Origin of the sequence: Marinomonas piezotolerans (assembly GCF_003362755.1) — a bacterium.
In the GTDB taxonomy this organism is placed as follows: domain Bacteria; phylum Pseudomonadota; class Gammaproteobacteria; order Pseudomonadales; family Marinomonadaceae; genus Marinomonas; species Marinomonas piezotolerans.
Genome location: NZ_QKRA01000002.1, coordinates 387,916 through 401,217, shown reverse-complemented (window position 1 = coordinate 401,217; position 13,302 = coordinate 387,916). Strand labels below are relative to the sequence as shown.

Here is a 13,302-nt window from a genome sequence, read left to right as displayed (position 1 = left end):
TGATCGGGATAGATAACTTTCATTTGATCTTAGTCAGGCATTTTCACCCTGTATTGAATATTTGCGACATGATCAACATGCTTGTATATGAAGTGAAAAGCTGGCATCTTGTTTGCAAATGCTAAAAAACAAAAACTAAATAGCATCAGGTGTAACTATGACCGCCCACCATATCGCAAACCGTCTTGAAACGATTCGCTTTAAGCAACCTTGGCTGGTTTTAGGTGCTGCGAACACATTCTCTTTGGCATGCCCAGAGAATCCTACGATTTCGCATTGTTACAGTTTTGAAGCAAGCGACTCAGAGGCACCAACCATCGCCATCCCGGATGGGTGTGTAGAAGTCCTCTTTGATTGCGGAAATTCTGACGCCAGCGCCAAAGTTTATGGCACACCTATGTCGGCGATGGATACCGGTATTCAGAGTGGTCATCGGTATTTTGGGGTGCGCTTTGTGTCGGGCGCTATTCCTGCTTGTATGCAAGCGTCCGCTGAAGAGATCGTTAATCATCAATTTAACTTTGTCGATGTGGTTCCTCATGCACATCAATTAGTTGAAAGCATTATCAACTCGAACGACTTCTGTGACCAAGTCGCCTGTTTTAAACGTTTTTTTGATAAAACTACTGCGCGACCTTTATCACAATTAACTCAGTCCATGGTGAGCATCATCGTTGCGCGTAAAGGCAATGTACGCATTGATGAATTAGCATTGGCTACTGGATATACCACCCGCACCTTACAACGCCAGTTTCGTGCTGACATCGGTATGTCGCCCAAGGCATTCAGTCGAATTGTCCGCTGCCAGTCAGCGGTCTATTGCATCAATCATTGCGACGACGTCGACTTCTTAGATATGGCCTGCACACTAGGCTACAGTGATCAGTCTCACTTCTTAAGAGAATTCAAAAAATGCGTCCAAGTAACCCCTATGGCTTATCAGAAACAAGTTAAGCAACAGTCTTACCTTGACCGCATTCAGTTTTTCTAAGGGTTATTTTGGCGCACAACCACCTCTGACGGCACCAATATAGATCAGGGTTTACGTTTGCCTCGACTTCAAGCGAATAGTAAGCAAGCTTAACAAGCTAAGCTTGCATCGCCCTAGTTAAAACTTAAGAAGCATGTTGATGTAAGTAGGCAAGCAAAGACGCCATTTGAGTGTCAATTGATCGAATGGTCTGCATAATCTGATTATTGAAAGAAAGTACGCCTGACTCATCACTGCCATCCAGTTCGCTCGCTTGACCTGATAGCTGCGCAAGCTGTTTCATTTCACTATCAATAGCAATGAATGCTTTTTGCTCACGGAAGTTAAAATCATTATCCGTATCGTGGTAATACCACTGCGCAAAGCCGGTTTGCATAATATCAGTGGGTTGCTCTGCCGACGCGTCGATAATCGCAGTGATAACTTGTGAACGCCATTTATGCAGCTCAAGTGCGGACGCTGCAGCGTGAGCATAAGTCATAGACAAATAGCTTGCTGTGGTTAACTCAGCGCTATTTTTAGCAGTTCGGTCAAATGAGCTTTCGAGCGATAATGTTGATTCTTTAACTTGTGTTGCAGACGTATTCAACCCACTGATTTGCTGGGCGACTTTTTGCGTGCGCTCATCAATGCGTAGTACTAAATTCGAGATTTGATCGCTCGACTCTTTTGCCTTGGTTGCTAGAGTACGGACTTCATCCGCCACCACTGCAAACCCACGACCCTGCTCTCCTGCTCGTGCTGCCTCAATCGCGGCATTCAACGCCAATAAGTTGGTTTGTTCAGAAATACTTTGAATGGTATCGGTAAACCCACGAATCTCAGACGAAATCTCTTGTAACGCATTAACATTCTCTAAGCTTTCAGAGCTTTGATTCGCAATGGCGGACATATTTTCGGTCAGGATGGATATGTCTTTCTTATTTTGCTCGATCTCTTCATTCGCCCCTTCTGATGCACTCATCGGCTCAAATAGCTGCTCTAACACTTTGCCCATAAACTCCAAGCCTGTCTCCATGGCGGCCGTCTGGGTGTGCACTAGCTGACTTGTCATTAAGGGTTCTGGGCGAACGTCAACAGGCGTGTCTTGCACTGCTTGCGCAACCTGTGCAGTAAGATCATCCACTTGCGCAGTCAATGCTTGGTTTTCTAAGCGCGCTTTTTCCAGCTCTTGTTCCAGAGCGCGAATTTTTTTCTGTCCAAACATCTAATCACCTCTATGTATTACCAATATTGTTATCTTGATGTCACAGCAGCTGTTTGTCATTGCCCCGCCCAAAAACAACCGAACGCGAACCTCTAAGCAGCGACACTGTTCAAACGCTCGCCACAGAAGCAGTGTTCCGACATCCAAAAAATGAAACTATTCCATCATAAGTATTGAGTATTCGCATTAACAACATTTTTTGTATAGAAGATTTGCGACAATTTTAGAATTTTTTACTACAGCCAACCGACACTCGATTACGCTAATAGCCCTCGGGTGGATGATTATCGATCCAATGTTGAGCAATATCACCCCGTCGTGCGATCCAAACACCCTCATGCGATTGCACGTAATCAAGAAAGCGTTTGAGCGCGGTAAATCGAGCGGGTTTACCTAGTGTTCGGCAATGCATCCCAATAGACATCATCTTGGGCGTAGTAGCCCCTTCCTCATACAAACAATCAAAGTTATCTCTTAGATATTGAAAAAACTCATCGCCATGACTGAAACCATAAGGCGATGCAAATCGCATGTCATTACAATCCAAGGTGTAAGGAACAATCAAATGAGGTTTGGTTGTGCTTGGATCATCGTGATGCGGCACCTCAACCCAATAGGGCAAATCATCCCCGTAATTATCCGAATCGTATTTCAGCTGCGGCTGCTCCGCCACCAAAGTACGCGTATTGGGCGAGTCTCGCCCTGTGTACCAGCCCATCGGCGCAACACCAGTCACCTCTTCGATAATTCGTAGCGCTTCTCGCATATGCTCGCGCTCTTCTTCGATTGGCATTTCTTGATAATGAATCCATTTTAGGCCATGACAAACGAGCTCATGCCCTCCGTCGACAAATGCCTTGGCAACCTCTGGATTGCGCTGTAACGCAGTGGCGATTGCGAACACAGAAAGCGGTAATCCGCGTCGTTCAAATTCATTTAGGATGCGCCATACGCCGTTTCGCGAGCCATATTCATAAAGCGACTCCATACTCATATGACGATCTTTAAACGGCTGCGCGCCAAAGATTTCTGACAAAAACGTTTCTGCATGCTCATCTCCATGCAACACGCAATTTTCGCCACCTTCTTCAAAATTCAGTACAAATTGCAGTGCGATACGCGCGTTATTAGGCCACTCAACCACTGGCACTTGAGTTCGGCCGTATCCGGCATAATCTCGTTCTAAATAATGCTTCATTTAAAAGATCCCTTAACTAACGATTCCAATGCTCAGAACGGCCTACAAATGACTTGTCCATTGGCACGCTTACTGACCCACCTTAGAGGTCTTTAGGTCTAGCGAGTGCAAAGCCGCTGCCACGACACCCTCAATGATTGGGTTTATAGCTGCACTAGCATGAATCGTTCCTATTCTGAAAACAGCCTTTGAAAATCAATCAACTGCTCTTCCTGACTTTCCAACACAAGAGAGTGTTTGATGGTTTGTAGGTGATCGGCCATCCATTGTTGCGCTTTTTGTGTATCGTTTTGGTCTAGAAGCTCAATGAGCTGAGCATGATCGCCACAATCACAACTCACGCTACTGCGTGTCCCGTAGGCGGCAATGACCAACGATGAGCGGTAACACAATTGCTCAACAAACGCTGCCAAAACTCCATTGCCCGCTATTTTGGCGAGCTCATAGTGAAAGCGCGCTGTGGCTTGGATTTGTGTCGCCATGTCTCCATCATGTTCGGCTTGGTGTTCGTCTTCTACTAAGTCTCGAAAGTATTCTGAGTACTCTTTATTCCAATGACGCTGTAAGCTTGCGATCAATTGCGGCTCAATCAAAATCCGGCTGTCTAGAACTTCCAGTGCTTCGTCCTCACTGGGGTGGTTCACTTGCGCACCTTTATTACGTGCGATCACAACAAAGTGCTCAAGGGCTAGCCGCTGTAGAACCTTACGAATGCCAGTTCGACTTACGCCAAATGCTTCTGACAGCCGATCTTCAGGCAACCGAGCACCTGGTGGTAATTGATGCTCGACAATAGCTTTCAATATTTTTTGATAAATTTTTTCGTCATTCGACATATCAATTCTGCCTTTCAAAATCGTATACAATTATTCCGATGCATTCGTATACATAACTTCAAATATAACATGACTGCTTTATTTAGACATCCAATAAAATCCCCTTGGGTTTTGTGCACAATCAAAGAACATATTTAACATTCAGTGCCATCTATTAGTGCGTACGCGCCCTTAGAATCAAATGTTTCACACCTCAAAACAACGAAACCATCGTTTCCATTATTGGCACACCTTTTGTATTCAATTATTGTATACAACCAATAAAGGGACAGCACAATGAAACCTCAATTACCCGTCAGCCCTCGACTCAGTAATGCAGATCTACAACCCGATAAAGAGCAAAAGTGGGGGTGGTATAGTATTTTTGCGTTCTGGATGTCGGATGTACACAGTGTCGGTGGCTATGTGTTTGCAGCCAGCTTATTTGCCCTAGGCTTAAACGGCATACAAGTGTTTATCAGCTTACTGCTCGGTATTACCATTGTGTTATTATTTGCTAACTTAATGGGCAAACCTGGTCAAAAAGCAGGCGCTCCGTTTCCTGTTATAGCACGGATGTCATTTGGTGTATTTGGAGCCAATATACCCGCCGTGATTCGTGGTTTGATTGCTGTCGTGTGGTACGGCATCCAAACCTTTCTTGCTTCCAGCTCATTTATTATTCTTCTCCTCTACTTTTTCCCAAATATGGAAACCTTAGCTGACGATAGCTTCTTAGGACTGTCTTACCTAGGCTGGATTGGTTTCTCGGCGATGTGGATCATTCAAGGCGTTGTCTTCATGTTCGGTATGGATATGATTCGTAAAGTTATCGATTGGTCTGGCCCACTGATTTACGTTGCCATGTTTGCGCTGTGTATATATATGGTTAATCTCGCTGGTTGGGACAATATTAGCTTCACACTGGGTGATGCGAGCCTTTCTGGTATGGATGCCCTAACCCAAATGCTCATCGCGATTGCTTTGGTAGCAGGCTACTTTGCTGGCCCTACCTTAAACTTTAGCGACTTTTCTCGATACTGCAGCAGCTACAAACAACTCAAATTCGGTAACCTTCTGGGTCTTCCATTTAACTTCATTCTTTTCTCTGTTTTCAGTGTTGTCATTGTGTCGGCTTCGATACCAGTATTTGGCGAGATGATCACAGATCCAGTGGAAACAGTTAAACGTCTTGATTCAGGCATGATTACCGTATTAGGTGCAATGACCTTTATCTTTGCAACGGTTGGCATCAACATCGTGGCCAACTTTGTTGCCCCCGCGTTTGATTTCTCCAACGTATCTCCGCAAAAGATCAGCTTCAAAACCGGCGGTTTTATTGCTGCATTTGGCTCAGTATTGCTTATGCCATGGAACTTATTTAATAACCCCGAAGTGATCCACTATACCGTCGACGTACTAGCCGCGATGATTGGTCCATTGTACGGCATCATTATTGCCGATTATTTTTTCATTAAGAAAGGCAAGATCGATATCGAATCACTGTATACCGAGTCTAAACAAGGTCTTTACTGGTACGACAATGGCGTCAATAAAAAAAGTGTTTATGCGTTGGTCATCGCGGGGCTCGTAGCCATATTCTGTAGCTTCGTATTTACGGCGCTTGCAAACTATGCGCTGTTTATTGGTGGCCTAACTGCGGCTTTCCTATACCGTTATTTGATGGAACCTGAGCGTCTAGCTTTGCATAACCTAGATCTGGCTGAGCAAAACTAATCCTCCTCCAGCAGGTATCCCTAACACCTGCTGTTCAACTGTTTTCCCGCCTAATAGCCTTAGGCGGGCTTTTTAATGTCTCGTTGAAAAACGAGCTCCATGCATTAAATCTGCAAATGCAAGTCAAGCTGCTTTCAAATACTAACCAAACAGTCAGCTTTGAATTATGATCTCTGCCACATACATCATTCGAGCAATCCAAATGACCTATCAAAAGATACTATTAGCTGGTCGTCCTGAGACCGACATTACACCTGATTTATTCACAAGCGTGCGAGAGGACATTCCCACCATCTCGGCAGGAGAAGTACTCGTCAAGCTTTCTCACGTGTCACTTGACCCTGCCATGAGAGGCTGGATGAGTGCAGACCCAAACAGCTACATCCCCCCCGTCGATATTGGTGCGACAATGCGAGCCAGCGGTATAGGCTATGTTGTCCAGTCAAACAATGACGACTTCCCAGAAGGTACTCGTGTCATAGGCCTGATGGGGTTAACCGAATACGCCGTATCAAATGGTCAAGGGCTGAATAAGTTGCCCGATGATATACCCGCAGAGGCAGTATTAAGTGTGATCGCACTGCCAGGCATTACCGCCTACCACGGTTTGTTTGAAGTGTTGAAACCAGAAGCGGGACAAACCATCGCCATCACCGCCGCCGCTGGCTCGGTTGGTTCACTGGTCGGCCAAATGGCGAAAAACAAAGGCCTGACAGTCATTGGCATTGCTGGTTCAGAAGAAAAATGCACATGGCTAAAAGATGAACTCAAATTTGATCATGCATTAAATTACAAAGATGCTGATTTTGAGCAGCAACTTGCGGCGGTTGCTAACGAGGGAATCGACCTTTTCTTTGAAAACACAGGTGGTATTGCTCAAGCACCAATCTACAACGCAATGAATGCGCATGGGCGCATCGCCGTATGCGGTATGATCGCAGAATACAATAAAACAGAACCTGCACCAGGCCCGAGCTGGATCAATATCATTAAAAAACGTCTGATGATTCAAGGCTTTACTATGCCCGACCACTTCCATCGTATTAGCGAATACGGCCAAGCACTAGGTGGCATGCTTGCCAAAGGCGAATTAACTTACCGTGCACACATTTTAAAAGGATTAGACTCTGCGCCCGAAGGCATCAACTTGCTATTCAAAGGTGAAAACCAAGGCAAACTGATCGTTGAACTGTAGGGCGGCTTCTTAGTTTTCATATAAAAAATGCCCCGCTGGTTTCCCAGCGGGGCATTTTTGTTCTGAGCGAACGGCAGTCAGCTTAGTGCGACAGCATGACCAAATAATCAGGCCCTACTGCACGAAAGTCGAGGGCCATGGTAATGCTTAGTGCCGTCACCGTAATGATGGAGAAGAAGAACACTTGACGCGCCCAACGATTCACATCAACACCTTGACGATACCCTTTCAACGCCATACCTAGCCACCAAAGACTAGTAGACGCCGCAACAACCATAAACCCAACACCGACGTAACCAGTAAGTGGCAGCATTGCTGCTGCAATAGCAAACACAGCGATCCACAATACTATGTGGTGTTTCGCTTTTTGAATGCCTTCAGCCACTGGCAGCACAGGAATACCTGCCGCCGCGTAGTCTTTGTAGCGGAAAATGGCAATGGCATAAGAATGAGGCATTTGCCAAATACTAAACATTACCAACAAAATCGCCGCACCTGCATCAAACTGGCCTGTCACGGCACAGTAACCCACCACTGGTGGTACTGCGCCAGACAAACTACCGATCAACGTGCCGTAAACCGAATTGCGTTTAAAGTACAGGCTGTAAAGACCTACGTACACGAAATAGCCAAATGCTGCAAAGAACACAGCCACTTCATTCGTGAAGTACGCAAGTAAACCAAACCCAACCACGCCTAGTACCAGTCCGTGTGCCAACGCCGCTTTAAGCGACATTTCACCAGTAACTGTTACGCGGTTACGAGTACGTTGCATCTTCGCATCAATATCACGATCGATGCAGTTGTTGATCGCACAACCAGAGGCGACAACCAATGACAATCCAATGATAGTCACCAGCATCAGCACCCAATCGATGTCACCGCGAGCGGCGAGGAAATACCCCCCCGCCACGGAGATCAAATTCCCCATAATGATGCCCGGCTTAGTTACCTTTACGTAACGGTCAAACACACTATGTTGCTCTGGCTTTTGCGACGATGAGATCCGCTTAAACATACGCTTCTTCGCCTAGTACATCATCATCAGAACAGATTCGTAGATAATCCATATAGATAGACCTACGACCATTACGATAACGATGGCTGTAAAGATAAACGACAATGTATCGATCTTGCCTTCTTTAGTGAAGTTTAGGTGCAAGAAGTACTTTAAGTGCACAATGATCTGAACCACTGCGGTTACAACGATAACCGCAAACAACGTGGCACGGTCAAAAGCACTTGTCATCACTGCCCAAAATGGAATAACAGTCAGGATAACAGACAATACAAAGCCGACTACGTAAGAGCTTACGCTACCGTGAGAATGCGCATCTTGATCATGTTGACTCATTTACATAGCTCCCATTAGGTAGACGAAAGAGAATACACAGATCCAGATTACGTCTAAGAAGTGCCAGAACAAGCTTAGGCAACCTAAGCGAGTCACAGTGCGGTCAGGAAGACCGCGCTTAGCAACATCGATAAACATAACTGTAATCCAAAGTAGACCCGCAGTTACGTGTAAACCGTGCAAACCAACCAGCGAGAAGAACGCTGTTAAGAAAGCACTAGCACTTGGACCGTGACCTGCATGGATCAAGTGGTTGAACTCATAAAGCTCAATCGCGATAAAGGTTGCGCCAAACAAGAAGGTCACAGCCAACCAAAATAGCACGCCACCTTTGTTTTGCTTGTACGCGCTGATCATTGCGAAGCCGAAAGTAATCGAGCTCAACAATAATGCAGCAGTACCGCCTGCGATCAGATCTAGATCAAAAATATCTTTACCAGAAACACCACCTGCCGTGTTCATGAACAAGACTGCATAGGTCGCGAAGAAACACGAGAACAAAATACAGTCAGTCATCAGGTAGATCCAGAAACCTAACGTAGTATTACGTCCGGTATCGTGGTGTTCGTCATGGTGCGCATCGTGATGCGCTGTTGCAGAAGTACTCATGATTACCCCTTCGCCACGTTATCTAAGTGTTCATTCTCGATACGTGCTACTTCATCAGGCTGTACGTAGTAATCAGTATTACTTGCGTACGCACGACAGATAAAGGCAACGATCAAGCCGATGAAGCTTGCACCCGCTAACCACCAGATATGCCAGATCAAAGCAAAGCCTAAAGCTGTCGCTAATAGACCCATGATTGGACCTGCATTGGTGTTGCTTGGCATGTGGATAGGCTCGTAGCTCGCGTGACGCTGGTACGCAGTGCCTTTCTCTTTCATGTCAGTGAACGCATCAATGTCTTCAACATGCGGAATCTTCGCAAAGTTGTAGAACTGTGGAGGAGATGCCAATGACCATTCAAGAGTGTGACCATTCCATGGGTCACCTGTTTTGTCCAAGTTCTTGTCTTTGTTCTTAAAGCCAAGGAACAGTTGAACAAACTGAGCTGCGATACCAATTGCAATAACGAACGCACCGACTGCTGCGATGTACAACCAGATGTTCCAGTCTGGGTTATCCGTGTGGTTTAGACGACGAGTCATACCTAGGAAACCAAGAACATAAAGTGGCATAAACGCTAACAAGAAACCAACAGACCAGCACCAGAAAGATATCTTTCCGTACTTAGGATCTAGATGGAAGCCCATTGCTTTCGGGAACCAGAAAGTAAAGCCTGCAAGGTAACCGAATACCGCACCTGCGATGATCGTGTTATGGAAGTGAGCAATCAAGAACAAGCTGTTATGCAGCACGTAGTCCGCACCTGGTACAGCCAAAAGAACGCCCGTCATACCACCGATCGAGAACAGGATAATGAAGCCAATGGTCCACAACATAGGCACTTCAAGGCGGATACGCCCTTTGTACATGGTGAATAACCAGTTGAATAGCTTCACACCCGTCGGGATCGCGATGATCATCGTCATGATACCAAAGAACGCGTTGACGCTTGCACTCGAGCCCATCGTAAAGAAGTGGTGCAACCATACGATGAAACCAAGGATGGAAATCGCACCCGATGCGTAAACCATCGACTTGTAACCAAACAAGCGCTTACCAGTGAACGTCGAAACGATCTCAGAGAAGATACCGAATGCAGGCAATACAAGGATATATACTTCAGGGTGACCCCAAGCCCAGAACAAGTTGATGTACATCATCGAGTTCCCGCCGGCATCGTTCGTGAAGAAATGGAAATCCAAGTAGCGGTCAAGCGTTAGCATGGCTAGCGCAGCAGTCAGAATCGGGAACGATGCAACGATCAATACGTTGGCCCAAGTACAGGTCCAAGTAAAGATAGGCATGTCCATCAACTTCATACCTGGCGCACGCATCTTAAGTACTGTCACTAAGAAGTTAACGCCTGTTAGCGTTGTACCAATACCGGATATCTGCAGCGCCCATATATAGTAGTCGACACCCACCCCTGGACTGAATTCAAGTCCCGACAATGGCGGATAAGCTACCCAACCTGTCATCGCGAATTCACCAAGACCTAGAGAGATGTTTACTAGCAAGGCACCCGACACAGCCAACCAGAAAGATAGGTTGTTCAGGAATGGAAATGCAACGTCGCGAGCACCAATCTGCAGAGGCAAAATAATGTTCATCAAACCAATCATAAATGGCATCGCCATAAAGATGATCATGATGACACCGTGTGCCGTGAAGATTTGGTCATAATGGTGCGGAGGGAGGTACCCTTCCGAGCCATTTGTCGCCACCGCAAGTTGCGTCCGCATCATAATGGCGTCCGCAAAACCACGGATCAACATTACGAATGCTAGGATGATGTACATAATACCCAAGCGTTTATGGTCAACAGACGTTAACCATTCACGCCATAGCCAGCCCCACTTTTTAGCCAGCGTCATGAACACGAACAATGCCGCGCCACCAACTGCTACAACAGCAAGGGTACCTAGGACTATCGGGTCATATGGGATCGCGTCCCAAGACAATTTACCTAGAAGATTCATTAGTGAGAGGCCTCCTCAGCTTCATGGGAAGTGCTTTTTGGCTCACGCTGGGGAAGAATGACACCCTCAGGTAGCTGCGCACCGTATTCAGGCTTACCGTAGAAATCGATACGCCCCATATCTCCCATGTATTCCCAGATGATGTCGAAGTACAAACCATCTTTCACAGTACCGAAGTACTCTACTGGGTGGTATTCAGTCGGTTCAACAAGCTCTTCGTAGCGCTCTGTTGTTAGCGCTTCGCCAGAAGCTTTAACCATTTCAACCCACTCTTGGAAGTCTTCGCGAGTTGGCGTAGCAATCGCTTCAAACTTCATGCCTGTAAAACCATGGCCTGAGTAGTTTGCAGAAATACCTTTAAACGTACCTGGCTCATCGGCAATCAAGTGAAGTTTCGTTTCCATGCCAGCCATTGAGTAAATCTGAGATCCCAACTGTGGAATGAAGAATGAGTTCATTGTACCGGCAGACGTAATCTTGAAGTTCAAAGGAACGTTCGCTGGGAACGCTAACTCGTTCACCGTTGCGATACCAAGATCTGGGTAAATAAACAACCACTTCCAGTTTAGAGACACCACTTCGACAGTAATTGGCTCTTCTTCAGATTCAATTGGCTTGTATGGGTTCAACGCATGCGTTGATTTGTAGGTAATAACACCAAGAATCACGATGATGATAATTGGAATCGCCCATACCACGGTTTCAATTTTAGTGGAGTGTGACCATTTTGGTTCGTAAGCTTCACCACGACCTTCGCGATACTTCCATGCGAAGTAAAGTGTCATGATAATAACCGGAACCACGACAAGCAGCATTAGGACAGTCGCTGTAATAATCAGCTCCTTCTCCATCACACCAATTTGTCCTTTCGGGTCAAGCACACCACCCTGACAACCAGCTAGTAATGCTACTAGTGCTGCCAATGCGACTTTACTTAAGTTACGAGTTAACAAGAGATTCATCCTCTAACCCTAGATTGACGTAGGCTGACATCAAAAACGATGACAGGATTCAAGCCGGCTAAGCCGGAAGTTTTCCAACGGAGGAGTTTTGCGCGCTCACAGAGCACGAGATATAAATCGACACTCGTAAGAATGCTAAAATATATCTACAAAACTCTTTAAGCTGAAACTGGGGGCGCACGGCAAGCCAGAACAGTGCTGTACAAGGCTTGACGAAGGACCGACTGACGCGGCGGTCTAGCGTAAGTGCGGCGCAAAGTTGGCCACACGAATGGCTCACTGGACGAACAAAGCATCCAGTAAACAAACATAAACAGGCTGATGATGCCGAAAAAGGCATAGATAGAGACAAGCGGCAGGTCTTTGAAGACCGTGTGGAAGAAATCACTTGGGTCGTAAGCACCGCCCAAAGGAAAGATAATTAGGTTTACCATTACAACAGCGAAGACAAAAGCGTACAAACGAGCAACCCACTTCATCGTCTGAAGAGGCTGTCTTAGCTCGCCAAAGCCATCTAGCATGTTGATGTGGTTGTGCCCTACTTTCACAGTCGGATACCTACTTTTTGACCTACGATAAACTCAGATCGATCACAAAATGAACAATCTTGACTTAAATCAGAATTTCGACCGAAAATTGTACACATAGATTCATAATCTCTCCACCTAAATTTTAAGGTAAAGACGCCCAACCTGCCACATTTTCATTAAAAGCGTCGTTTATCGCACATTTCTCAGAGCTCATTACTGAAAAACGTGAAAAAGTTTCATCTACATATACCGCTTTTTTTAGCCAAGTACCCAAGATCTCTCTGTTATCCACTGTCGCTAAGAAGTATTTTCTATTTAATATTAGCTTCCAATATCGGTGCGAAAGAAGGTCACCTAGAGGCGGTTATTCAAACATGGGAGCATCAAAATCTTCCGGTTCATCAGTATATATGCACACGTTCCAGTCCGCTGCGAGGCCATCTTCTGCTTGGCAGTAGGTCTGAAAAAATTCCGTTATCTGCTGACGCTTGCAGTGCGCTTCAAACGATGCCATATCCGCCCAAGTTTCCATAAATGCAATGGGGAAACTCGTCCCTTCAGCAAATGGGCTGCTGATATGGCGGGTCACGCGATACGCGATACACCCATCTTCGCGAAGAGTATTCGGCTCAAGACTTTGCAAAACACGAAACAACGCCTTTTCTTGCCCTTCTTTGGGTAAAAACTGCGCCACACAGTAAACTTTGCTCGACATGCTAATCTCC

13 protein-coding genes are annotated in these 13,302 nt (G+C 45.9%); 3 read left to right on the top strand and 10 right to left on the bottom strand.

Annotated features, from left to right (window positions below):
- The first annotated feature begins 157 nt into the window (after positions 1 to 157).
- On the top strand, positions 158 to 991 hold the full coding sequence (locus DN730_RS05850) for a helix-turn-helix domain-containing protein (RefSeq protein ID WP_115467169.1): 834 nt from the start codon (positions 158 to 160) through the stop codon (positions 989 to 991).
- 124 nt (positions 992 to 1,115) lie between these two features.
- Here the strand turns inward: DN730_RS05850 and DN730_RS19155 are convergent, their stop codons facing one another.
- From DN730_RS19155 to DN730_RS05835, 3 genes are all read right to left on the bottom strand, one after another.
- A complete protein-coding gene (locus tag DN730_RS19155; RefSeq protein WP_245957920.1) occupies positions 1,116 to 1,955 on the bottom strand; it encodes a methyl-accepting chemotaxis protein in 840 nt (279 codons plus the stop codon).
- A 505-nt stretch (positions 1,956 to 2,460) separates the two neighbouring features.
- Positions 2,461 to 3,396: an allantoinase PuuE gene (gene puuE, locus DN730_RS05840; protein WP_115467167.1), complete on the bottom strand. Its 936-nt coding sequence runs from the start codon at positions 3,394 to 3,396 to the stop codon at positions 2,461 to 2,463.
- 170 nt (positions 3,397 to 3,566) lie between these two features.
- Positions 3,567 to 4,232, bottom strand: coding sequence for a GntR family transcriptional regulator (locus DN730_RS05835; protein WP_115467166.1), 666 nt, complete (start codon positions 4,230 to 4,232; stop codon positions 3,567 to 3,569).
- A gap of 276 nt (positions 4,233 to 4,508) precedes the next feature.
- Here DN730_RS05835 and DN730_RS05830 point away from each other — a divergent pair, with 276 nt between their 5' ends.
- Both DN730_RS05830 and DN730_RS05825 read left to right on the top strand, forming a co-directional pair.
- A complete protein-coding gene (locus tag DN730_RS05830) occupies positions 4,509 to 5,948 on the top strand; it encodes an NCS1 family nucleobase:cation symporter-1 (RefSeq protein WP_115467165.1) in 1,440 nt (479 codons plus the stop codon).
- A 202-nt stretch (positions 5,949 to 6,150) separates the two neighbouring features.
- Positions 6,151 to 7,143 (top strand): NADP-dependent oxidoreductase, encoded by a 993-nt coding sequence (locus DN730_RS05825; protein ID WP_115467164.1) that lies wholly within the window; start codon positions 6,151 to 6,153, stop codon positions 7,141 to 7,143.
- Between the two features lie 82 nt (positions 7,144 to 7,225).
- Here the strand turns inward: DN730_RS05825 and cyoE are convergent, their stop codons facing one another.
- From cyoE to DN730_RS05790, 7 genes are all read right to left on the bottom strand, one after another.
- Positions 7,226 to 8,161, bottom strand: a complete 936-nt coding sequence (cyoE, locus tag DN730_RS05820; protein ID WP_115467163.1) for a heme o synthase — start codon at positions 8,159 to 8,161, stop codon at positions 7,226 to 7,228.
- A gap of 12 nt (positions 8,162 to 8,173) precedes the next feature.
- A complete protein-coding gene (gene cyoD / locus DN730_RS05815) occupies positions 8,174 to 8,497 on the bottom strand; it encodes a cytochrome o ubiquinol oxidase subunit IV (protein WP_115467162.1) in 324 nt (107 codons plus the stop codon).
- Positions 8,498 to 9,106, bottom strand: coding sequence for a cytochrome o ubiquinol oxidase subunit III (cyoC, locus tag DN730_RS05810; protein ID WP_115467161.1), 609 nt, complete (start codon positions 9,104 to 9,106; stop codon positions 8,498 to 8,500). It abuts the gene before it with no gap.
- A gap of 2 nt (positions 9,107 to 9,108) precedes the next feature.
- Positions 9,109 to 11,085 (bottom strand): cytochrome o ubiquinol oxidase subunit I, encoded by a 1,977-nt coding sequence (gene cyoB / locus DN730_RS05805; protein ID WP_115467160.1) that lies wholly within the window; start codon positions 11,083 to 11,085, stop codon positions 9,109 to 9,111.
- A complete protein-coding gene (cyoA, locus tag DN730_RS05800) occupies positions 11,085 to 12,047 on the bottom strand; it encodes a ubiquinol oxidase subunit II (protein WP_170139008.1) in 963 nt (320 codons plus the stop codon). The genes cyoB and cyoA overlap by 1 nt, the downstream gene beginning before the upstream one ends.
- Positions 12,048 to 12,205: 158 nt before the next feature.
- On the bottom strand, positions 12,206 to 12,595 hold the full coding sequence (locus tag DN730_RS05795; protein WP_115467159.1) for a hypothetical protein: 390 nt from the start codon (positions 12,593 to 12,595) through the stop codon (positions 12,206 to 12,208).
- 346 nt (positions 12,596 to 12,941) lie between these two features.
- Positions 12,942 to 13,292 carry a putative quinol monooxygenase gene (locus tag DN730_RS05790; RefSeq protein ID WP_115467158.1) on the bottom strand — a complete coding sequence of 117 codons (351 nt, stop codon included), beginning with the start codon at positions 13,290 to 13,292 and terminating at the stop codon, positions 12,942 to 12,944.
- Positions 13,293 to 13,302 lie beyond the last annotated feature (10 nt).

Bases quoted from the DNA above. Each gene is read 5' to 3' on its own strand.
- DN730_RS05850 (WP_115467169.1), top strand. From the start codon at position 158: ATGACCGCCCACCATATCGCAAACCGTCTTGAAACGATTCGCTTTAAG.
- DN730_RS19155 (WP_245957920.1), bottom strand. From the start codon at position 1,955: ATGAGTGCATCAGAAGGGGCGAATGAAGAGATCGAGCAAAATAAGAAA.
- puuE (WP_115467167.1), bottom strand. From the start codon at position 3,396: ATGAAGCATTATTTAGAACGAGATTATGCCGGATACGGCCGAACTCAA.
- DN730_RS05835 (WP_115467166.1), bottom strand. From the start codon at position 4,232: ATGTCGAATGACGAAAAAATTTATCAAAAAATATTGAAAGCTATTGTC.
- DN730_RS05830 (WP_115467165.1), top strand. From the start codon at position 4,509: ATGAAACCTCAATTACCCGTCAGCCCTCGACTCAGTAATGCAGATCTA.
- DN730_RS05825 (WP_115467164.1), top strand. From the start codon at position 6,151: ATGACCTATCAAAAGATACTATTAGCTGGTCGTCCTGAGACCGACATT.
- cyoE (WP_115467163.1), bottom strand. From the start codon at position 8,161: ATGTTTAAGCGGATCTCATCGTCGCAAAAGCCAGAGCAACATAGTGTG.
- cyoD (WP_115467162.1), bottom strand. From the start codon at position 8,497: ATGAGTCAACATGATCAAGATGCGCATTCTCACGGTAGCGTAAGCTCT.
- cyoC (WP_115467161.1), bottom strand. From the start codon at position 9,106: ATGAGTACTTCTGCAACAGCGCATCACGATGCGCACCATGACGAACAC.
- cyoB (WP_115467160.1), bottom strand. From the start codon at position 11,085: ATGAATCTTCTAGGTAAATTGTCTTGGGACGCGATCCCATATGACCCG.
- cyoA (WP_170139008.1), bottom strand. From the start codon at position 12,047: ATGAATCTCTTGTTAACTCGTAACTTAAGTAAAGTCGCATTGGCAGCA.
- DN730_RS05790 (WP_115467158.1), bottom strand. From the start codon at position 13,292: ATGTCGAGCAAAGTTTACTGTGTGGCGCAGTTTTTACCCAAAGAAGGG.